Genomic DNA, 19346 nt, shown 5'->3' on the forward strand with positions numbered 1-19346 from the left:
TCAATAGGTTTATAGTATTTTTTTCTATGTACAGGGCACACTAATTTTTTTAAGATCCTCATAAAAAAAGAATTTGAGACAGACCCAAATTCTTCTAATTTATTTTGTCTATTTATAAAAATGCAACGCGACACCTGCTAATAGCAAGCTTAGATATGTTAAGCACAACTGCAGGGGGAGCTTTCCTCTATTAAAGTAATTTTTGAAAAGCCTGATTGATTTTTTGATTCGCAAAAATTAGTTGGTGAATCTCCTCTTGGCTAAGTGGAAGTATTCCGTCCAAACAGTCGTGGAGGACCGCTTCGACCTCTGGCTGAAGTTTTTTCCCCTTATCGGTCAATGCGATTGTAAGAAAACGCTGGTTGTCTTGGCGTCGATTGCGCCTAATATAGTCTTTTTCTTCTAAGCGCTTTAACAGAGGCGTTAAGGTATTGCTGCTTAGACCAATTTCCTCACCGAGATCTGAGAGTGAGCGCTTGTCTTCTTCCCAGAGCGCCAGTAAAACAATATACTGTGTATAAGTCAGGCTAAAAGGTTTTAAAGCTTTTTTATAGTACTGATTGAAAAGTTTGCTGCTTTCATATATAGAAAAGCAAAGTCGATTAGTAAGGACTGAAGTTTCTTCTGCCATCTTATCTCTTCCTAGGCTAATAATTGCCATCATCATAACACAAATTCAAATCTTTGACAAGGAAACTAGAAAGCAGTAAACTACTAATAAATCGTGTGCGATATAACGGTTAAAAAGCTAAATGAACGTGCACTAGAGGAGGTAGAAATATGACACAGAATGATAAGGAATTTTTGCGCGAGCGTATCGGTGATTTAGCCTATGAAGTCACTCAAAATGCTGCAACCGAGCGTGCTTTCACAGGAGAGTACGATGAATTCTTTGAAAAAGGAATCTACGTTGACATTGTCAGCGGCGAGCCCCTCTTTTCATCAACCGATAAATACGATTCTGGTTGTGGCTGGCCGGCCTTTACTAAGCCGATCGAAAATAGGATGGTAACCAACCACGAAGACCGATCTTATGGCATGCACCGCACCGAGGTTCGCAGTAAAAAGGCCAACTCTCACCTAGGGCATGTCTTTAATGATGGCCCAATCGATCGTGGTGGTCTACGCTATTGTATCAATTCTGCAGCCCTCAAATTCATTCCTTATGCGGAAATGGAAAAAGAAGGCTACGCAGATTATATGGACATCGTAGAATAGGATATTGCTTAGCAGTTATTTTAAGATTAGAAAAGGAGATAATAATCTATGAAAACAATTTATCTAGCAGGTGGTTGCTTTTGGGGTGTTGAAGGATACTTTGATTTGATCGATGGTGTCGTCAAAACCCGTGTCGGTTATGCTAACGGTCAGTCTGAGGTAACTTCTTACGAGTTAATTGATGCCACAGACCACGCTGAGACCGTAGCTGTCACTTATGATCCAGCGCGCATCAGCTTGCATGAAATTCTTCTTCATTACTTCCGTGTGATCAATCCATTTTCGATTAATCGTCAAGGAAATGATTTCGGCCGTCAGTACCGTACTGGTATCTACTATGTTGACGAAGAAGATAAATCAGTCGCTGAGGCAATTATGCAGCAAGTCAGTCAGGAAAACAGTGGACGTCCTTTGGCAGTTGAGCTAGAGCCACTTCGCCATTTCCTAGATGCCGAAGAATACCATCAGGACTACCTCAAGAAAAATCCGAATGGCTACTGCCATATCGACTTAAGATTGGCTAAGCAACCATTACGTGATTATAAACAAGCTTAGATATTAAGGCCTACTTGAGTAGTGAAGGAATCTCCAATCGGAGAGGTCTTCACTACTTTTTTTATGGCAAAAGCAATATTTGGTTAAACCGAAGATCCTTTAGGTATTAGATATCCTATATCAATAAAAAGAGGCGGGACTTTTGTCCTGCCACATTCCGAACTGAAAAATGAAAAATTGGGGAAGAACTCAGCTCGTTTCTGATTTCAACACTTACCCATTATTTAAAGATTCCTATTCAAGGGCAGACGGTACCAGACCACAGCAAACTGCCCCAAACCCGCTAACAACCCAAGGCTCAAGAATAAGACTGGACTATTTCCATAGAAAAGCATAAGGGCGAGAGTCAGGATCAAGACTCCTAGATGTATCTCTAGCCATTTTGGAGTCAGGGCGAGATCTTTACGATTATAGGGAGACAAGAGCTGCAAGCTGCTGTAGTAAATCCCAATTCCAAGCAAGCCCAATACTTTAGCATCGTGAAAATGGTAGGTGCTCTCCACCATTTCAATCGCCAAGGTCATAAAGAGCACACTCAATAGCAAGACAGTCTGAACATACATGAGACGCAGTCCCGTCCGCTCTTGATGGTGGTTCATGATTACAGCTGTCTGTGTGATATAAGCTATAAACATGAGGCCAATAGCTGCAAAGCTGATCACAGCTTCAAGCAAGTGACTATCTAGATCAAAGGTTTTAATACTGGCTATAATAGCTTCCCCGAAATAGATAATAGTAATCAGCTGCAAACGTTCTACTAGGTGGGGAAAATTAGCCCTGTCTTCATCCTTCTTAGACCTCGTTAGATAAATAAAGAGCAGACTCAACCCATATAGTAAATAAACCCATAAAATATTTACCACAATATGACATAGAAGCAAGGCAAACCAAATCATCTGAATGATCATGTCTACTATGATATCTCTCATGTGAGAGCGCATTGTTTGACTCATGCTCCCCTGCTTACGTGCCCTCAAGAAATACTGCAGTAAGACAGAAATGTTACTCAATAAAAATAAAGTATTAAAGGAAATATAAGTCTTCTCCCAGTCCAAGGTCAGCTCGCTTGCCATATATCCAATCGCAAACATATTGAGAATAATAGTCACAATATCCATGAGATCACGCTCACCATATTTATTGAGGTACATAGTCTCATGATACCAGAGTTTGACAAGCATGATAAAGGCTAGGCCAAACTGTAAATAGCTAGAAAGGGTGAGATGGACCCCTTTACCATGCATCATTCCAGTCAGCACAGAAACGGCAAAGACAAAAACAAGATCAAAAAAGAGCTCATAATTAGAAACTTTTTTAGGAATAATACTTCTCATACTATCATCTTAACACTTTCCTTTGGTTAGGGAAAGTCAGACATCTCCTAGATGATAAATGGATGTTCAAAAACAAGGAAGCCACCAGCTTAGCTAGTGGCTTCCTTGTTTTTCTCAAAGAGAAGACTGGCTTGAAGCCATAATAAAAGCATGTACCCGTTCTATATTTTAGATACTACTCTGTAAAAAGGCGCCTTTCCCCCTACTTACTGCTTTCTTCTAAGCGATAAACTTGCCTTTTGAGCGGATCGATCATCGCCTTAAGCGTAAATTGTCCAGCCTCAAAAGTATAGTCAAAAACAGCACAATTATGAGGGAAAATGCCATATTTTTCAAAATCAATACCAATAGCCCGCATAAAATGCATGAGAGCACCTGCATGGCTAACAGCTAAAACACTTCGTCCGTCATTATCCTGAGCAATCTGAGTTACAGCTACTTTCACACGCTGCTGGACATCACTATCGCTTTCGCCACCATGAACAACATAATAATTGCCAACCGCACGACGAACCTCACGTGGGGGATGGAGGTATTCCTGCTGACCTTCAAAGCGACCAAAGTTCATTTCCTTAATTCCCTTTAATCGAGTGTACTCAGTCGCACCAGTTACTAATTCTAAGGTATCTGAAGCACGCTCAGAGGTTGAGCAGTATAAGCGATCAAACGTCATGCCATGCTCTTTGAAATATCGTCCAGCCTGTCTAGCCTGCTCAATACCTAGATCCGTCAGAGGGGAATCCGACCATCCCTGAATTCTCTCCTGTACATTAAACAGGGTCTGACCATGCCGCATTAAGTACAATCGTGTTGCCATACTTTCTCTTCCTTTTTCTAGTTAGATCTGCCATTATTATAGCGCTTTTTAATATAAAAATCTTCTTTCCTTTTGTGAAGAATGAGATAATTATATCCAAGACAGCTCTTTCTTCTACTTTTTGCCACCAACCTATTCTAGGTCATTTGCTATTTAAATCAAAGTTAATCTGAAAGAGAAGACCACCTAATTGGTCTTGCGGCAGACCACTCAAGATAGCATGCTTTTTAAGACCGATCTTGGCAGCCAGACCCAGACAATGCTCTTTATTGACCGCTAGGGGCCTTGTAAATCTCGTCCTAATTCTAAATCGTCTTTCCTTGCCGCATCTCGGATTTTTATGATAAAAAACGTATCGCGCACAATAGGGTTATTCATTTCTCCCTCTTAATGACAAGATTTTTTAAATAAAATGCAGATCCCTTTGTTTTGGTTATCTTTTCCTGTCTTGATAAGAGACAATCAGAGACTAGATGGACTTACTGAGAAACTGTCAAGACAAACCTAATTGAATTGTTCCAATTTAAACACTAAAGAAACTGTCTCACATGGATGAAACAGCTCCATAGATTTAATAATAAAGCACAAACCTTATTAAAAATAATGAAAAACACAATCCTGTATTTAAGTATCTCTGTCTAATTTCAAAGGTATTAAGCATCTTCTCAAGGGTTAGATTATCAAAATAGCCTTCCTTAAAGCTATTTTCGATAAAGGAAAGTCTCCTGTACTGGGTTGTAGATATACGCCATATCAAAACTATTCTTATCATCATAAGTGAACTTTAGGATAGCACAATTTCCCATACCACGAATCTCAGGCGCATTTTCTAAGGCTCCTCGGAAAAACTGGGCGATAGCTGCACCGTGGCTGACTGCCAAAACAGTTGTATCATCTGGTAATGACATCATCAATTCTGTAAGCGTCTTAACCAAGCGCGCTCGAACCGCCATGCTATCTTCACCGCCGTAATGAACAAAAGCATCACGATAACCTGTTCCATCGCGGTGAAGGGGAGGATTTAGGTACTCGGGCTGGGCTTCCATAACGCCAAAATCCATTTCCTTCAATCCCTTGAGCCTGATGATATCGGTCCTTCCAGATACAATCTCTGCTGTATCACAGGCACGCTCCTGGGTTGAGGCATAGACAGCATCAAAACGAATCCCATTATCTTCAAAATACTGCTTGGCTGCTCGAGCCTGCTCAATGCCCAAGTCAGTCAGAGGCGAGTCTGATGCCCCTTGAATCCGTTTTTGCACATTAAAACGAGTCTGTCCGTGTCTCATCAGATATAATATCTTCATACAACCACCTCTGTCTCCGTAATAGGATCAACAACGCGGTTCAACGCTAATCGGTCCTTGTCATAGGTGAAGTCACAGATAGCACAGTTACCAAAGCGAGTGCCTTTGGGAAAGGAAATGTTTAACTGCAAAATCATGCCCCACAGGGCAGCCCCATGGCTAACCATAATAATGCTATCAGCCTCTTCTGATGCAGCTACATCCAAGACTGCCCTCTGAACGCGTTGCCCAACTTGGGCTATATCTTCGCCTCCATAAGGTACTAATAGATCTTCAAAAGAGTGTGCACCCTGCCTAAATTTAGGCAGGAGCTGCTCGGGCTGGGCTTCAAATTGTCCAAAATTCATCTCCTTAAGCCCTTTAATAGTCTTAATATTATCATGTTCTGCAATAATATGAGCCGTATCAAAGGCTCTTTCCTGAGTTGAAGCATAGACGGCCTGGCGTTGGATCCCTTCTTTTTTAAACCAGACACGCGCCTGCTCGGCTTGCTCAACACCTTTTTGTGTTAAGGGGGAATCACACCAGCCTTGCACACGTTTTTGCACATTAAAGAGTGTTTCACCATGTCGCATAATATATAAATGTTTAACCATATTCATCTCCTTGTATTAAGCTAGATCAGAAACTTGCAGTTATTTGCACAAGCTTATGATTATGGGACAGATCAGGGACAATGGACAAAGTCCCAAAACCATTCAAAGAACTCAGTAAACCATTCGAGGATGCAGTTTACAAGATTGGTCATCTGTTTAGATAAACAGCTATAACGTCCTGCCATCACCCACCAAAACCACCTAATTCATAAAGTGACTAAGACCTGCTCCAAAACTTAGACTTTAAAGCCGGGGTCATGGCATACAATCCTACGGTAGATTATAAGCCTGTCAACTAAACTTTTCCTATCACATCCTACTTAAAACTGATACTATAATACGATTTAAAAAAGTCCAAGTAATCTATCTTCCACCTAAATCCAATTCCATCTTTTCCCAAAAGTGAATTAATATCCGTTCAGATAAGCTAAAAGGCTGAGACATAATTGACCTAGTCTCAACCTTCAAAAGCGACCTATTAAACAGTCGACTACCACTCAAAATCCTTAAGTTCTGCTCTCATTGCTGCAATATGACTGTCATCCAGAATGTTCTTTTCCTTAGTTGCTTGATCCAAATCCTGCAGATAGTGGATAAAACGATCAACCAAAAGATTGTAATGGTAATTATTCAGTGTCTTCATTTGGCCATGAATAAATTGGGCAGCGTCTTCAAATTTTTCTGCATTGACCAGATCATCCAAATACACATTCCCCTTGATTTGGTGACCCTCTTCGTCCTCAGTCGTTCCTAAATCAATAAAAGAAGGCTCAAGGTGAAAAGCCTTATCAATCATATTGGCTGTATTTCTAATCTGATTCAGCAGCCGATCATTATTAAAAACCATAAGCAACTCCCTTCTCTAATCACAAATATATTGTGTTAATTTGCAAGCAATCCCTCTATATACCAATTATACCATATACTTCCCTAACCCAAAAAGCTGAATAAAAAAGCCGTGAGTGAGAGTGGGACTCAATCGGTAAATCATGATAAAATCACGATTTTGATTTTGTTGTCCCACCTCCACACATTTGAGTAGGTTGGCCGCTAAGTTAAACAGTCCAGTGGACTGTTTAAGGGGGTACCTAAGGATAGGGAAGCGTCCCAAGATAAGGATATCCAGCCAGCAGTGGTTCATTGGTGCTAAAGCACCTAATGAACTAACTGTGCAGGGGAAAGACTTCTTGGCAGAGCCAACCAGTTTTTCTCCCAACCACTGCGCCTAGCAAATAAAATTGAGCAAATAAATAAGGCTGAGACATTTTGTCTCAACCTCACTCACGCACTGACACAATACAAAAATCAAAGGTTTCTTTTAAATCGACAATAAAATGAATGACGTTTACATAAAAGCTAGTACACAGAGGCAATAAAGTTAATTAGATTTTCGCTTCAATCTTCCCCTTAACCATTGGCGTTTAACTTTCTAGCTTGCAGATACGTTGCGATATAGAGAACGGCATAAATGATTGGGAAAATCAGTCCCCAAATCTTAAATCCACTTATAGCAAAATTGACAAGATAGATCACCAGAAGACCAAAACCTAAATAGTAGGGCAGATAGCTAACGTATTCCTGCGCCTTGATAGCCTTGTGGTTTCTAATCGCCAATACCAAGATAGCAATACCAACAATAAAGAAGATAATGCCACTGACCAACACCCAAGGAGTTGTTCCTTGGCGTATAGTTTCTATCTGCTCAGATGTAAACCCTTGTTTTTCATAGACCCCATTTTTTAAATTAGCCATATTTATATAATAACCAACAACCGAAAGTACACCACCTAAAATATGCAGACACTCTAAAATGAGTACTGTCATATTCAAAGACTTAACAGTATTCTCAAGTTTTTCAATAGAAATCATAAAATATCCTCCAAATATATATTATATATTTTTGTACTATTGTAACAGAATATAAGCAAATTGCAAGACAAGTCATTCACTTACTAAGGTCCACAAGCGAACAAGACAGTCATAAATAGAAAAAGTAGGTCAATATGGAATGAAGATTGTCAGTTACCTAACTGGCTTTCGACCAGACTCATACAACAATTGGTTCCTGTCATAAATTATTGTCAGCGAGATTTCGTTAACTATTCTTCTTTATCTCCTAAGGACAAACAGCATTCCACTTATACCATAAAAAACCGACTGACTGCTAACTTGACTACCAAGAAGACGACTCAGTGAATCAAATAGTACACGGCTCTCCCCAGAGCACTGCCTAGTTCGTAAGAACAAAGCATGGTCACTATCACCAATAAAACAATGTAGAGTGGTGTTAACTTTGTAAACTGCAGCTTACTTCGCCCCAGTTTATTTTGCAGCTTCTTCCGTTTCATTTGATCGTCTCCTGTTCTATTTCGTAAGTTAAGCAGCACAGCCAGCATCCTAAGTATACTTTATTTTAGCTATTGTACATGTCCATATCGTGAATGGTTCTTATTTTGTCGTGAACGGTAAAAAATAAGAATAATTAAGTAATTTTCAGAAAATACCAACTTTACTTATACTTACTGTCAATCCTTATTTGTCTCTTTATATAAGGCTAAGAATAAAACAATGGTAAGTAAGGATAAAATATCCCAACTCCCTCGAAGGGTTTCAATAGCAAAATAACACGTTAAAAATAAAATATAGGGATTTAGACCATGGTAATGGCGTGTGATATAGATATCATAATAGAGATACACATAAGTACAACCAGAACCTAAATATAAAATCCAAAAACAAACAGCAGACAAATCTTTTCCCCTTTCCGAATTCGCATTTGATATTGCCGATGAAATTACCGACAAAACTGTACATCACGCGGAGTTACCAATCACCGATGGTGCGATAGTTTTCGTCAAAGAACTTACCTGAAATGATACGCCCATTAGTATAGTCAATTACATCACCAATTTGGGCCGTTTCATACATCCCATAACCATAGTAATGACTATCACTAGCCCAGTTAGGGTCTAAAGCCGGAATCAGTACCTTGATACTTTTACTGCCACACCAAGTTAAACGGTGTTTTTTAAAGGCTTCTGCTACCCAGGCTGGATAGGGCCTTAGCTGGCTAATACGCCAAACTTCCACTAATCTTCCCTTATAACTCGCTTTCATCACTTATCTCCATTAATACCATTATTATTTTTACTTCGTGAACTAAATGTTTAACCACTTGAAATAATATAATCCTAATTAACTTTCTTACTGTGGGGGCCACAGTTAAAACTAGAAATAAAGAAAACACCATAATTAGCTACCATCAAGGTAACCCAAAAAGAAGCCGCTGGATTCGACTGATAAATAGATAAAGGAATGACCACCATAAACAGCACCAAGTGGACAAGCCCCAGCTTTGATAGGACATAGGTTTTAAAATTAGCAAGCACCTCTCTAAAGTTACTAACTAGGGGCTTACCATCTTTAGGAAGAGTCATAACAAAAATGATTCCTTGATAAATCAGGTTCATCACGCTGAGTATGACCAACTTATATACCGGACTATTCATCCAAGTTGCTGTTACCACTATGACAACTGTTGTTACCGTGAGTACTAATAATAAATAGAACCACTTGCGCTCAAACACTGTCTACATCCTTTCCATACGTTTCAAAAGCAAAAGGAGGATCCGTCCTCCTCTTGCCAACGGGAGTAGAGATCTATCCAGACCTAAAGTAGCGAACAGTCCAGATAAACCTATGTAAGATGGCAACATCAAGACCAGAAGACAAAATTACCATCTGTCTCTTTTAGGCCATCCAACGCTATTAGTATAACTTATTTTTTCATCAGTGCACGTCTATGTCGTGAACGGTCGTTTTTTCACCCTGAATGGTAATTTTTTTCGAAAATACGGATTTTTTACCATTCGCGACAAAATATGAACCAGTCATGACATGAATCAACAATAACCCAGTAATTAATACATAGTGGTAGATTACTACGATATGAGAAAGATCTGGAAGACAATTGTCTTTGCATGAAAACTTATCAGAATTCAGTAGCCAACAAATTAGATAAGTCCATTTTAGTCTTGGATAAGTAATTATTCTCAGCTAACTAATCGTTTCCATTGTCCAAAAGTAAACAGCCGCCGCATAACTGTTGGACAATATAAAAAGAAACGCTGACATACCAACGTTTCCAACAATCTTTTTATAATGCCGATTGCAGGAATTGAACCTACGACCTACGCGTTACGAGTGCGTTGCTCTACCTACTGAGCTAAATCGGCTGACTACGGTAATTATTCTAACATCTTGTATAGGCTGTTGTCAAGAGAAAATCCCTCTGTATCCACGACACACACATGAAAATTTTCACTGAGAGTTTTTGGGAAAAAAGAAAATCCAATAATCATATCGGAACAGCCATTAACTGTTATTGAAAAACACTTATGTAAGTTCCCAATCGAGTAAAGACTAATTTCTAGCCCCTCTCACACCACCGTGCGTGCCGTTCGGCACACGGCGGTTCAATTAACTTTTAACGCATGTCGTTCTAAGTAATAATCTAAGCACGAAACCAGTCCACGTTTAGCGAGGACTGGTTTTGATATAGCGCTACTTAGTACTGACTTTTGTGCCACAAATTGATAATGGTCGCCCCATCCGATACTTTATCCGCTATCTTTTCCTCTCCCCGCTACCTCACGATAGTCAGGCTTGGGAGTCGCTTTTGGGTTCACCGGTAGCGGGTGCCCTCAGAAGACTTTAACCTCAGATGTACGACATGCCCATCGTACCTAATAAAAGCCAAGCCCTGCGACTTGACTCTTTATACCACTTTGATATGACCTTATGCCTTTCTATCAAATAGCTCCTGCTCTCTGGGAACAATCTTACTCTCGTAGTTCTCGATTTTGTAATTAAGTCTGTCCATAGCTTGATGCAAGCCGTCCAGTCGCTTTTGTAGCTCCTCACGCTGTTCAAGTAGGATGGCTAAGCGTGCCTCGATGTTATTATCGCCCGCCTGTAACAGGCCAATATAATCAATTAATGCCTCGACACTCAGACCTGCCTTCTTAAAATAGAGAACAAACTTTAAAATACCTATATCCTTATCTGAGAAATCTCTCATTCCTGACTGATTTCGCCGAATCGGCGGTAAAAGTCCTATACGTTCGTAATAGCGAATAGTATCAGCACTAGCTCCTGTCATTTCACTAACTTTTTTGATATTCATATCTCACTCCTAGTCATATTTTAAAATTGAAGATCCATAGTCCCTGAAAAGAGCTTATCTGTAGCTAAAACTCTCTCTCATATTATAAACCTTAGAGTTAACTCCAAGTCAATTCATTTATTATTCACTCTTTTCATCCACTGCTTCTCCTTGCCCGATTCAGAGAATCTCATTCTTATGTCGGCCGTTCTAGCTCTTCGCTCAGTCTGATTTGATTTTCTTTGAGAATAAATTTTTAAAAGAAAAACAGCCAAGGTGCCATTAATTGATGCGCACTTCAGCTGTTTATGTTAAGAACAATTATTTTTTCTTTTTAAGCATCAAGTAGCCTGCTAAAGCCAGAAGAGCCACTCCTAGGATTCCTAAAATCGATAGGGCTTCACCTGTTGATGGCAAATTGCCATTTTTCTTATCTTGCTTATCTTCCTTCTTATCAGTAGCAGCAGACGTTTGAGATTGAGTGGCTGTGGAGGAGCTGCTAGAATTTGAAGAGGTCGACGAAGAATTATTCTGCTTTTTATTAGCATCTACCTTGGTATATTGACCGCCTAAAGTGGGGCTGCTGTAGTCAATAGCAGCATTTTCACTTGGAACGCGCCAGAAAGCAGGTTGGAAGACGCCATCTTTGAGAAGGAAACCAGTTTCCACCTTGCCACCTAGGCTTGATAAATCAGAAATTTCAGAGAAGTAACCCGTTGCATCCACAAGCACATATAATCCATCACCAACCTTTTTCACCTTATTGATAGTGAACTCTGTTTTATCCACCGTGCCATCAGCATATTCCTTAGTTTTAGTGACATGGCCATCCTTAGTAATCTCAGTAGTCATCGTAAAAGTTGTGTCTCCTTGATAAGTGCCGGACCATGTACCAACCAGTTCAGGTGGAAACGCCATCTCTTCTTCAGTTTCTTTGTCTTGATTTTGTTTGGCGTTCACTTTACTAAAAGGGCGGTCATAACTGAGTGCGGTTTCGTTTCCAGATTGCCAAATTTGAGGATAAAGAATCCCACTTTCTAAGACAAAACCGACAGTAGATTGATCAGACACACCTGCATAATCACTATCATTGAAACCGAAATACATCGTATTGCTGCCGTCAATAAATTTATAGCTTGCAACACCATTTTGTTCAACATTGTTAATATTACCGCTCTTGGTGGTTTTTTGACCATCAGCAGACACAAAATCCGTAGTAAAGCTACCATCTTCATTAACAGTAATGGTGGTGGTTAAGGTCTGCCCATTTGCATCCGTCATCTGATTCTGCCATGTTCCCACTAAACCAGATGGGAAAGGCTGAATGTTAGGATTTTGTGCCTGTGTTTCCTCCGCATATGCAAAAGAGCCGGACCAAGTGGCATAGCCAGTATAAGCTGCTGAAAACAGAGCCAAAACAGCTAATGAACCGTAAATAATTTTCTTCACTTTCATGATAGTGATCTCCTTTATTAAGATACAGGATGTTAAAAATCCGATTAGAAAACAGAAATCTGACCAACACTCGAATTTTAAAGTAGGTTATGCTCCGGAGCAGCTATACCCTATGAGATTTTTTGTCCATTCCCATTTTCTGCTATTATTTTATCACAAGAATATTACAAAATCAACAAAATATGTAACATTATAGAAATATTTTTAACAGAGTTATACTTCCTAATAGCATAATTCTATTCAAGGGCTTAAAATAAAGGATAAAGTCCTACTCAAAATCAACCTTTTATGGTAGGATAGTAGCTGATTAAATTAATGGGAGAGATAACTATTGTCTGTTACACAGATCTATCGTAGCTTTTTGGGTTTCTGCGGATTCATTGGTGTTAGTTTGCAGATTGCTAAAGATGGCGCAGGAATGTTGCTCTATTACACTGTTCTGTCCAATATTCTGGTTTTTACCTACTTTTTCTACTCTATCTACTATGAGTATAAATACGGCAGCCTCAACGATAATCGTAAGCTTCTTCGGCTCAAAGGGGGCGTGACTTTAGCAATTGCGCTAACATTTCTGGTCTACCATTTTTTATTAGCTCCTAAAACTAGTGCTGATGATTTCTGGAATATTCGCAACTTTTTAGTCCACTATATCGCTCCACTGGGTATGATCCTCGACACAATTGTCTTTGATCGCCGAGGAAGTTATCGCCGCTATGATCCTTTGTTATGGACAATACTTCCCCTTACCTATTGCCTATGGGCTCTCGCCAATGGTTTCCTCATTAAGTGGTCCATTCCAGGGGCAAGCAGCAGCCCATTTCCTTACTTCTTTTTGGATGTTTATCAGTATGGATGGATGACCGTTGCGGCTTATATTATCAGCATTTCCTTATTCTATATCCTTATCGGCTACCTGCTTTTTGCTCTTAAGCATTTTGTTGGTTTTAAGCAAAATTCAGTAACTGCAAAAGCTCCTTGAGAAAAACCTCAGGGAGCTTTACTTATGGCTTAATTCACAGCGAGTGCCGCCGGTCGTTCATTGATAAGGTCTGGCGAAAAAGATAGTCATTAGACATGGTGGCGAGACTGACGTTTTCGTACTCAGAAATAATACGTTCGACATTAGCCAATCCAATACCACGATCAGGACCTTTAGAAGAATAGCCATTATCAAAAATATGGCTGATTGGTACCTGTTCCTCCTTAGTCGCATTTTCTACAACAAAAAACTGCTGGTTGTCCACTTTGAAATAAGCGATGCTTAAGGTTTTATCGGTCGACTCTTGAGCGGCTTCAATGGCATTATCGCATAAAATTCCAATAATAGTTACTAAGTCAATGACTTTCATTGGGATCGTCTCAATCTCATCAGGTGCTTCAATAGTAACATCCAAGCCAGCCTCTTGTGCTAAAATCATTTTAGACGATAGCATACTTTTAATAGGAGAAATATGAATAGAAGCTAATTTACCAACATCGACCTTTTTAGCCAAACTAGAATTTTGAGCAGCATCTCCTAGAATCTCATCATAGGTCTTCTTGATTTTAACCATATCCTGACTGGCAATACTCTTGGCTAACTTCTCCAGAGCCCGTTGGTAACTGCGTTTAAAAGTATTAAGTTCATCATAGAGCGATTCTATTCGACGATTGTAGCTTTCCAAGTTGGCGATATGGAGTTCTCTATCACGCTCGATGTCTTGTCTGAGGTTACTACGAGCCCAACGTGCGAAACCAAAAAGATACCAGCAAAATGCAACAACTCCGACGAGAATGACCTTATTGCGATTAGTCGAAATCCACTCAATAGCAGGATTGTGAAGATGGCTGAGCAAATAAACAATGTGCAGGAGTATATAAGAGGCAAACAAGGCTATGGTAACTCGAACTAAAAAACGATTTACTCGTTTATTATCCGACTCTGTAATCAATTTAAAGTCCATATTAAAAGTTTTATGAACTATCCAATACTCTGCAATAGTGAGCAAGTTAGCGATAATTAGGAGATAAAAAGGCTGACTTTGAAGATCAATCTGATTAGGATCTGTCTGGAAGATTAGGAAGTAAGAAATCCCCAGTAAAAACTCCATCACCATGGTTGTATAAAACGCATAAAAAAGGAGTTTACGTTTGGACTGATATTTGAAAAAGATAAATTCAATTAAGAGCAGGTGGGTAACATCTACAATAGTGCCGCTACCTAAATTAAGCGTAATAATTAAAGCAGATACTAGCGAGACTGGTAAAAGTTTCTTTAGCGGAAGGCTGAGCTTGCTGACCCAGTTAAAGACATACCACCCCGACCAAAATAGGGTCCAAGAATAAAGGAAATAGCATATATAAATCATTCTTCTCTCTCTCTTCTAATATGTAATTCCTGGAAGAAGGTTTGATCGTGAACTCCTTGGGTCAGGCTTAATTCTCGGTAATGGTTGAGCATTTTTTGGCTATTGTGGGACAGCTCTCCCAACTGTTCCACTTCTGTCTGCTTATAAGGAGTAAATTCTAAGCTAAAGTGCTGCACCCCTTGACTTTCAACGATACGGACTGTCAGTACAGCATTAGGATTACTGTCAAACCAAGGAGTCACTCGGTCAAACATTTCGCTAAAAATAGCTAAACCTGCACTGCTGTGCACCCCACAATCAACAATAATATCAGGAATATTCAGAACCAATTTTCTTTTCTGACGTTCAAATTCACTCATTTTAATGTAAAGAAAAGATTTGACCTCAGGGACTGTAACATTGAGCAGCTTAGCCTGACGATCTCTGGATTCTAAACCAGCAACATTGTCCTGAAAAATTTCATCAAATACTTCAGTCACTAGTGCTACATCACCACTATCAATGCTGCCACGTAAGCTAAGCAAAATATTGTTGTAGTCATGTCTAAACGAGCGCACTGACTGATAGAGATTTTCGATTTGTTGACTGTAGCTTTCCAAATTTTCCAGATAATGCTTTTGCTCCTGTTCACGCAGATCTTTCAGATATTCTCGTGAATAATAATCCGTTAAAATGAGGACCTTCATCAAGATCCCCAGATAAAAAACGGTCACAATAATATATAAGGCCGAAAGGGAAATACCTAACACACGCTCAACTTGCAGTTTTCCCAACAAAAGCAGAATATGCAAAATAAGATAATAGCTAGTCATCTCAAACAGCGTTACCCAGAAATTGCGTTTGGTACTGCTATCTAACCAAATACTCTCACGCAAGGCTAGATAATCAATCTGATAGAATTCCCTTAAAAAGCGTTCAAAGAGGTTAGTAGCAATTAGCACCAACATTGCCCAAACAAAATTAGTAGTAAGGTAATGAACAGACTGGTTAAATACAAAAGGGAAGACCACTCTGACTAAAAAATTCCATAGAATAGCGTAAAAAACTGGAGGATAGAGAGCAAAGAAAAGATTTTCCACCAGCGGCCGATCCGATATTTTGTAAGAAAGAATTCCCAGATAAAAAAGCGCACCAACTGTCACTTCACCAATCACAGGGCTGAGGAATAAAGACAGTACTATATGTAGACCAATCAACAGTCCCACTTTATAAAAACGCGGCTTAATACCTGTCACATAGGTAAACAGAGACCAAAACGATGAACAGATGATGAGCTTTAACATCAAAGGCTGCAATAAATCAGCAGTTAGCATTGACATGGACAAAAATTGTCCTTTCCAATAGTGATTTAGTAATATACCAATATTTTACCATAATACTAGGTGTAAAGGAACCTCAGTAACTGTTAAATAGGGAAGACGGTAAAATTTGTCTCACTAAAAAACAGAAATAACCAAGAAAATCAAAATGATGAATAAATGATTTTCTACTGTCACTCCTGCTTCCTGCTTTAAGTTTTTTATACTTGTTTTATGCCATTATATTCAATTGCCTTATCTGCGAAATCTTTTAGATAATAGTTGGTAACTCATCATCATCATCAAAGTCTTCAACAGTTTCTTCACCTGGCAAAGGCTTTTGTATGTGACCTAGGATAAAGCGAGAGATGGGTCCTGCTACCAGAAAATTCAGGGGCAGGGCAAAAATAAGATTAGTCAGCCACGCTTGACAATAAGCCGAAAAAGTAAGCGGACGACCATTATAGAGCAGACCATAGATTGACATACAAGTCACCATAAAGAGACACATAGTTCCAGAAATGGCTAAAATCTTAGCCCAGCGCTTATCATGTGCCCTAAGATGGTGCAAAATACGAAAGGCAATTCCTTTTGCTAGGGGGCCTACAATCAGCATATCTGAAAGAAAAGCAACAGCAAATCCTGGTAAAAAGCCAGTTAGAAAATGGTGCCAAGAAAATTTTGCAACACCTACCAAATCAAGAACGAATAAATTCCACAGACTCATACCGCAGACCATTAATCCACACATAAGACAAGTAAATAATACTGCTTCTTTAAAATTACGGGGCATCCTACACTCCACTTCTAATAGTTATATTTAAAAGCCTAACTCCTTTAATGTTCCTACTCAAAGAAAATCAAAAGTAGCCTAAGCGACGTGACATCTTAATAATCTAAAATGCTCTGGAAAGAGACTGTTTAAAGCCGCTGTCTAGAAATTAGAAAACAGTCCCTGATGTCTCATTAATTAAGGGTGGTGGCTAGGTTGTCATTGCGAGGTCGCTTAGCTACCTTACTAGTTGCTGGTTACCTGCTCAAGTGTATTTAACTTCTATGACTCGTGTCGCAACAGCCCTAAGAAAATCCACTGATGTTTGATTTTCTACGCCAAACCCTAAAAGGTCAACGAAGCTGGCTTTGTAAGTAAAACATGATGTTGATGTTAAAGAGTATCAGCTTTTCTCGGTTATTGACCCTCTACCAGTCTAGCATAAACAAAAAAGTTTTGTAAGCTATTTACAAAACTTTTTCACTTTTTACCATACTAGTAAGGGGGGGCTTAGATCATACAGATAGGGCTATAAAATCTCTTCCATTGAGGTGTATTGGGCTTTCAACCCCTGTCTTTCATAAAAGCGTAAAGCTCCTTCGTTAGCGTTCCAAACGTGAAGAGTCAAATTATAACATCCACACTGCTTGGCATAGGCACGCGCAAAATCAAAGAGCTCTTGACCGATCTGCTGACCACGCGCTGCTGCTGCGACACAAAGATCATCAATAAAAAGCGTCTTACGCGGTTGATCGGTACTGCCGTCATGAGTTTCAAGAACCATAAAAAGATGACCTATAATCTGCCCCTGGTCATTTTCATAAACAAAAATCGGCTTTTGATCATCAGGGATTAAAGCTTCTAACTCTTGGTGGGAAAACTTTTTCCCCTCTTGTCTGAATAAATCTGGGCGTACAGCATGATGTACAAGCAGAATTTCTTCTAATAGCTTTTCTAAGGCCGGAATATCATTTATCTTAGCACGTCTAATAACCATATAACCAACTCGCTTTCATAAGAAAATGAAGGACTTCCAAGATTCGAAGAGATTTTGGAAGTAGGAGAAATAGGACTGGGGAAGATTGAGCTCCATATTGGCTCAATGAATAAACTTGAAGAGAATCCGCACGCTCTTTGGACGAAAAATATTTATATCCCAGAGTGAGCATATTTTTAGGTGGCTGCTGTCTCTGCTTCTTAAGTAATCTCAATCCATAATATCATTACCAGAAAAAGGCCGTTTAGTGGCGACCCCCTTTTTGCATGCTACTCACCTAAAATAAGAAGAGCAATGCTTTAATATTGGTTGCTGTCTGATCTTCTTATTCTTTTATACTAGAGGCAATCCTAGTATAAAAGAAGGATACTGATAAATCAGCCTCTTTTAGCCCACCTGCTGGATCTTTAAACCTTTAAACAGCGTTACTTTCTAGCATCCAAGGGGTATCTCTACCCTATTAAATGGATTTAGATACCCTTGACGGCGTAGTAATGACCACTAGGGCTAGCAAAATTAAAGCTAGGAAAAGGCTCCGTCTGAAGCGGACTGATCTGCTCAGTCAACTCAGATATTTTAGCATGTAGCTGCAAAAGTTCTTCACTTTCAAAAAGAAGACTAGGCTGATTATCTACAAGCTCTGGCGATACTTGACGAATATACTCTTTATCATAAATCGTAAATAACGCTGCACTGTCCATCGTCGGCCGCATACTAAAGGTTTCGAAACCTTGAATTCTTGATTGGCTGACAATCTTACACCCGATAGCCTGCCAAAATTCTTTTTCTGCTGCAACATCATCCACGTAGAGCATAATCTCTACTTCTTTGTTTAACATTTTCTACCTCCATTATAGCATAAGGAAAATCGGATCGTCCCCAATCACCCTCTTCATTGTCCTAAAAGTTAACGTTATCCGACACAAAACCTTCAATATCTGTATTGATTTGCCAAATCATACCAAATTTATCCACAATAATGCCATAAGCTGGACTCCACGGCGTCTCTTGCAGTTCCAACTCAATTGCACGGGCATCTATCGCCAATTGGTCATAAAGCTTGCGAGCCTGCTTCTCATCTCCAAGCTGCAGGCAGGCCGAAATATTATTTCCCAAAACATAATCAGCTTCAGGATTATTATCCGAAATCTGCAAGCGGATGCCATTAATATCTAACTGGGCATTGAGGAGCAGGTCCTTATTTTTATCAGGAACATCAGGAATTGCTTGGCCAAAGGTTGTTAGATTAAGAACCGTGGCATCAAATACCTTCTTATAAAAATCAACCGCTTCTAAGCCGTTTTTATCCGTTACTAAATAGAGTTCAATCGCTTTAATCATTTCTTTCCTCACCTTTATTGTTCTTAAATTGTCAAATTAAGTTGGACAGTTTCACCTGACTCAGAAAAACATGATAAGGGGTTTGATAATTTAAAGATTTTCTAGGAATTCTATTTCTCTTATCAGCTATAGCTGATAAGGTGT

Annotated in this window: 20 protein-coding genes, 1 tRNA gene and 3 pseudogenes; 3 read left to right on the forward strand and 21 right to left on the reverse strand. The window is 39.4% G+C overall.

Annotation, left to right across the window (positions count from 1 at the left end):
* Positions 1-190 precede the first annotated feature (190 nt).
* Positions 191-631 (reverse strand): MarR family winged helix-turn-helix transcriptional regulator, encoded by a 441-nt coding sequence (locus AC4HAO_RS09145; RefSeq protein ID WP_491093842.1) that lies wholly within the window; start codon positions 629-631, stop codon positions 191-193.
* 149 nt (positions 632-780) lie between these two features.
* Here AC4HAO_RS09145 and msrB point away from each other — a divergent pair, with 149 nt between their 5' ends.
* Both msrB and msrA read left to right on the forward strand, forming a co-directional pair.
* The gene (msrB, locus tag AC4HAO_RS09150; RefSeq protein ID WP_491093841.1) at positions 781-1218 is read left to right on the forward strand and encodes a peptide-methionine (R)-S-oxide reductase MsrB; all 438 of its coding nucleotides are present in this window, start codon (positions 781-783) and stop codon (positions 1216-1218) included.
* A gap of 48 nt (positions 1219-1266) precedes the next feature.
* Positions 1267-1758: pseudogene (msrA, locus tag AC4HAO_RS09155) on the forward strand (peptide-methionine (S)-S-oxide reductase MsrA); the annotation flags it as partial.
* A gap of 239 nt (positions 1759-1997) precedes the next feature.
* Here msrA and AC4HAO_RS09160 read toward each other — a convergent pair.
* The 13 genes and pseudogenes from AC4HAO_RS09160 to AC4HAO_RS09220 form a co-directional block, all read right to left on the reverse strand.
* Entirely contained in the window at positions 1998-3107 is a 1110-nt protein-coding gene (locus tag AC4HAO_RS09160) for a low temperature requirement protein A (RefSeq protein WP_491135190.1), read from the reverse strand.
* A 202-nt stretch (positions 3108-3309) separates the two neighbouring features.
* Positions 3310-3924 carry a histidine phosphatase family protein gene (locus AC4HAO_RS09165; RefSeq protein WP_491135191.1) on the reverse strand — a complete coding sequence of 205 codons (615 nt, stop codon included), beginning with the start codon at positions 3922-3924 and terminating at the stop codon, positions 3310-3312.
* Between the two features lie 701 nt (positions 3925-4625).
* On the reverse strand, positions 4626-5231 hold the full coding sequence (locus AC4HAO_RS09170) for a histidine phosphatase family protein (protein ID WP_447451237.1): 606 nt from the start codon (positions 5229-5231) through the stop codon (positions 4626-4628).
* Positions 5228-5827: a histidine phosphatase family protein gene (locus AC4HAO_RS09175; protein WP_491092975.1), complete on the reverse strand. Its 600-nt coding sequence runs from the start codon at positions 5825-5827 to the stop codon at positions 5228-5230. The genes AC4HAO_RS09170 and AC4HAO_RS09175 overlap by 4 nt, the downstream gene beginning before the upstream one ends.
* Positions 5828-6317: 490 nt before the next feature.
* On the reverse strand, positions 6318-6674 hold the full coding sequence (locus tag AC4HAO_RS09180; RefSeq protein ID WP_491092976.1) for a hypothetical protein: 357 nt from the start codon (positions 6672-6674) through the stop codon (positions 6318-6320).
* Between the two features lie 560 nt (positions 6675-7234).
* On the reverse strand, positions 7235-7696 hold the full coding sequence (locus AC4HAO_RS09185) for a hypothetical protein (RefSeq protein ID WP_491092977.1): 462 nt from the start codon (positions 7694-7696) through the stop codon (positions 7235-7237).
* A 320-nt stretch (positions 7697-8016) separates the two neighbouring features.
* Positions 8017-8175, reverse strand: a complete 159-nt coding sequence (locus tag AC4HAO_RS09190) for a hypothetical protein (protein ID WP_491092978.1) — start codon at positions 8173-8175, stop codon at positions 8017-8019.
* Between the two features lie 475 nt (positions 8176-8650).
* The gene (locus AC4HAO_RS09195) at positions 8651-8944 is read right to left on the reverse strand and encodes a hypothetical protein (RefSeq protein WP_491092979.1); all 294 of its coding nucleotides are present in this window, start codon (positions 8942-8944) and stop codon (positions 8651-8653) included.
* 74 nt (positions 8945-9018) lie between these two features.
* On the reverse strand, positions 9019-9414 hold the full coding sequence (locus tag AC4HAO_RS09200) for a hypothetical protein (protein ID WP_491092980.1): 396 nt from the start codon (positions 9412-9414) through the stop codon (positions 9019-9021).
* 575 nt (positions 9415-9989) lie between these two features.
* Positions 9990-10062: transfer RNA gene (locus AC4HAO_RS09205), tRNA-Thr, on the reverse strand.
* Between the two features lie 240 nt (positions 10063-10302).
* Positions 10303-10440: pseudogene (locus AC4HAO_RS09210) on the reverse strand (group II intron reverse transcriptase/maturase); the annotation flags it as partial.
* A gap of 185 nt (positions 10441-10625) precedes the next feature.
* The gene (gene nmlR, locus AC4HAO_RS09215; RefSeq protein WP_491092981.1) at positions 10626-11012 is read right to left on the reverse strand and encodes a stress response transcriptional regulator NmlR; all 387 of its coding nucleotides are present in this window, start codon (positions 11010-11012) and stop codon (positions 10626-10628) included.
* A 300-nt stretch (positions 11013-11312) separates the two neighbouring features.
* Positions 11313-12446 (reverse strand): LPXTG cell wall anchor domain-containing protein, encoded by a 1134-nt coding sequence (locus AC4HAO_RS09220; RefSeq protein WP_491135192.1) that lies wholly within the window; start codon positions 12444-12446, stop codon positions 11313-11315.
* 331 nt (positions 12447-12777) lie between these two features.
* Here AC4HAO_RS09220 and AC4HAO_RS09225 point away from each other — a divergent pair, with 331 nt between their 5' ends.
* Positions 12778-13425, forward strand: a complete 648-nt coding sequence (locus tag AC4HAO_RS09225) for a Pr6Pr family membrane protein (protein WP_491135193.1) — start codon at positions 12778-12780, stop codon at positions 13423-13425.
* 34 nt (positions 13426-13459) lie between these two features.
* On the opposite strand, the gene AC4HAO_RS09230 is transcribed toward AC4HAO_RS09225, so the two are convergent.
* The 7 genes and pseudogenes from AC4HAO_RS09230 to AC4HAO_RS09260 form a co-directional block, all read right to left on the reverse strand.
* Positions 13460-14794 carry a GHKL domain-containing protein gene (locus tag AC4HAO_RS09230; RefSeq protein WP_491092984.1) on the reverse strand — a complete coding sequence of 445 codons (1335 nt, stop codon included), beginning with the start codon at positions 14792-14794 and terminating at the stop codon, positions 13460-13462.
* Complete coding sequence (locus AC4HAO_RS09235; protein WP_491135194.1) at positions 14791-16119, reverse strand: hypothetical protein; 1329 nt, start codon at positions 16117-16119, stop codon at positions 14791-14793. The genes AC4HAO_RS09230 and AC4HAO_RS09235 overlap by 4 nt, the downstream gene beginning before the upstream one ends.
* A 244-nt stretch (positions 16120-16363) precedes the next feature.
* Positions 16364-16885: a DUF2798 domain-containing protein gene (locus tag AC4HAO_RS09240; protein WP_491135196.1), complete on the reverse strand. Its 522-nt coding sequence runs from the start codon at positions 16883-16885 to the stop codon at positions 16364-16366.
* A 508-nt stretch (positions 16886-17393) separates the two neighbouring features.
* Positions 17394-17861 (reverse strand): GNAT family N-acetyltransferase, encoded by a 468-nt coding sequence (locus tag AC4HAO_RS09245; RefSeq protein WP_447451223.1) that lies wholly within the window; start codon positions 17859-17861, stop codon positions 17394-17396.
* Positions 17862-18331: 470 nt separating this feature from the next.
* Positions 18332-18700, reverse strand: coding sequence for a VOC family protein (locus AC4HAO_RS09250; RefSeq protein ID WP_447451222.1), 369 nt, complete (start codon positions 18698-18700; stop codon positions 18332-18334).
* A 61-nt stretch (positions 18701-18761) separates the two neighbouring features.
* Entirely contained in the window at positions 18762-19202 is a 441-nt protein-coding gene (locus AC4HAO_RS09255) for a VOC family protein (RefSeq protein WP_491092988.1), read from the reverse strand.
* 31 nt (positions 19203-19233) lie between these two features.
* Positions 19234-19346, reverse strand: a pseudogene (locus AC4HAO_RS09260) (IS30 family transposase); the annotation flags it as partial.

This window comes from Streptococcus sp. ELY_137 (genome assembly GCF_058314515.1).

Excerpts from the sequence above, each read along its gene's own strand:
- AC4HAO_RS09145 (WP_491093842.1), bottom strand. The coding sequence starts at position 631 with ATGGCAGAAGAAACTTCAGTCCTTACTAATCGACTTTGCTTTTCTATA.
- msrB (WP_491093841.1), top strand. The coding sequence starts at position 781 with ATGACACAGAATGATAAGGAATTTTTGCGCGAGCGTATCGGTGATTTA.
- AC4HAO_RS09160 (WP_491135190.1), bottom strand. The coding sequence starts at position 3,107 with ATGAGAAGTATTATTCCTAAAAAAGTTTCTAATTATGAGCTCTTTTTT.
- AC4HAO_RS09165 (WP_491135191.1), bottom strand. The coding sequence starts at position 3,924 with ATGGCAACACGATTGTACTTAATGCGGCATGGTCAGACCCTGTTTAAT.
- AC4HAO_RS09170 (WP_447451237.1), bottom strand. The coding sequence starts at position 5,231 with ATGAAGATATTATATCTGATGAGACACGGACAGACTCGTTTTAATGTG.
- AC4HAO_RS09175 (WP_491092975.1), bottom strand. The coding sequence starts at position 5,827 with ATGGTTAAACATTTATATATTATGCGACATGGTGAAACACTCTTTAAT.
- AC4HAO_RS09180 (WP_491092976.1), bottom strand. The coding sequence starts at position 6,674 with ATGGTTTTTAATAATGATCGGCTGCTGAATCAGATTAGAAATACAGCC.
- AC4HAO_RS09185 (WP_491092977.1), bottom strand. The coding sequence starts at position 7,696 with ATGATTTCTATTGAAAAACTTGAGAATACTGTTAAGTCTTTGAATATG.
- AC4HAO_RS09190 (WP_491092978.1), bottom strand. The coding sequence starts at position 8,175 with ATGAAACGGAAGAAGCTGCAAAATAAACTGGGGCGAAGTAAGCTGCAG.
- AC4HAO_RS09195 (WP_491092979.1), bottom strand. The coding sequence starts at position 8,944 with ATGAAAGCGAGTTATAAGGGAAGATTAGTGGAAGTTTGGCGTATTAGC.
- nmlR (WP_491092981.1), bottom strand. The coding sequence starts at position 11,012 with ATGAATATCAAAAAAGTTAGTGAAATGACAGGAGCTAGTGCTGATACT.
- AC4HAO_RS09220 (WP_491135192.1), bottom strand. The coding sequence starts at position 12,446 with ATGAAAGTGAAGAAAATTATTTACGGTTCATTAGCTGTTTTGGCTCTG.
- AC4HAO_RS09230 (WP_491092984.1), bottom strand. The coding sequence starts at position 14,794 with ATGATTTATATATGCTATTTCCTTTATTCTTGGACCCTATTTTGGTCG.
- AC4HAO_RS09240 (WP_491135196.1), bottom strand. The coding sequence starts at position 16,885 with ATGCCCCGTAATTTTAAAGAAGCAGTATTATTTACTTGTCTTATGTGT.
- AC4HAO_RS09245 (WP_447451223.1), bottom strand. The coding sequence starts at position 17,861 with ATGGTTATTAGACGTGCTAAGATAAATGATATTCCGGCCTTAGAAAAG.
- AC4HAO_RS09250 (WP_447451222.1), bottom strand. The coding sequence starts at position 18,700 with ATGTTAAACAAAGAAGTAGAGATTATGCTCTACGTGGATGATGTTGCA.
- AC4HAO_RS09255 (WP_491092988.1), bottom strand. The coding sequence starts at position 19,202 with ATGATTAAAGCGATTGAACTCTATTTAGTAACGGATAAAAACGGCTTA.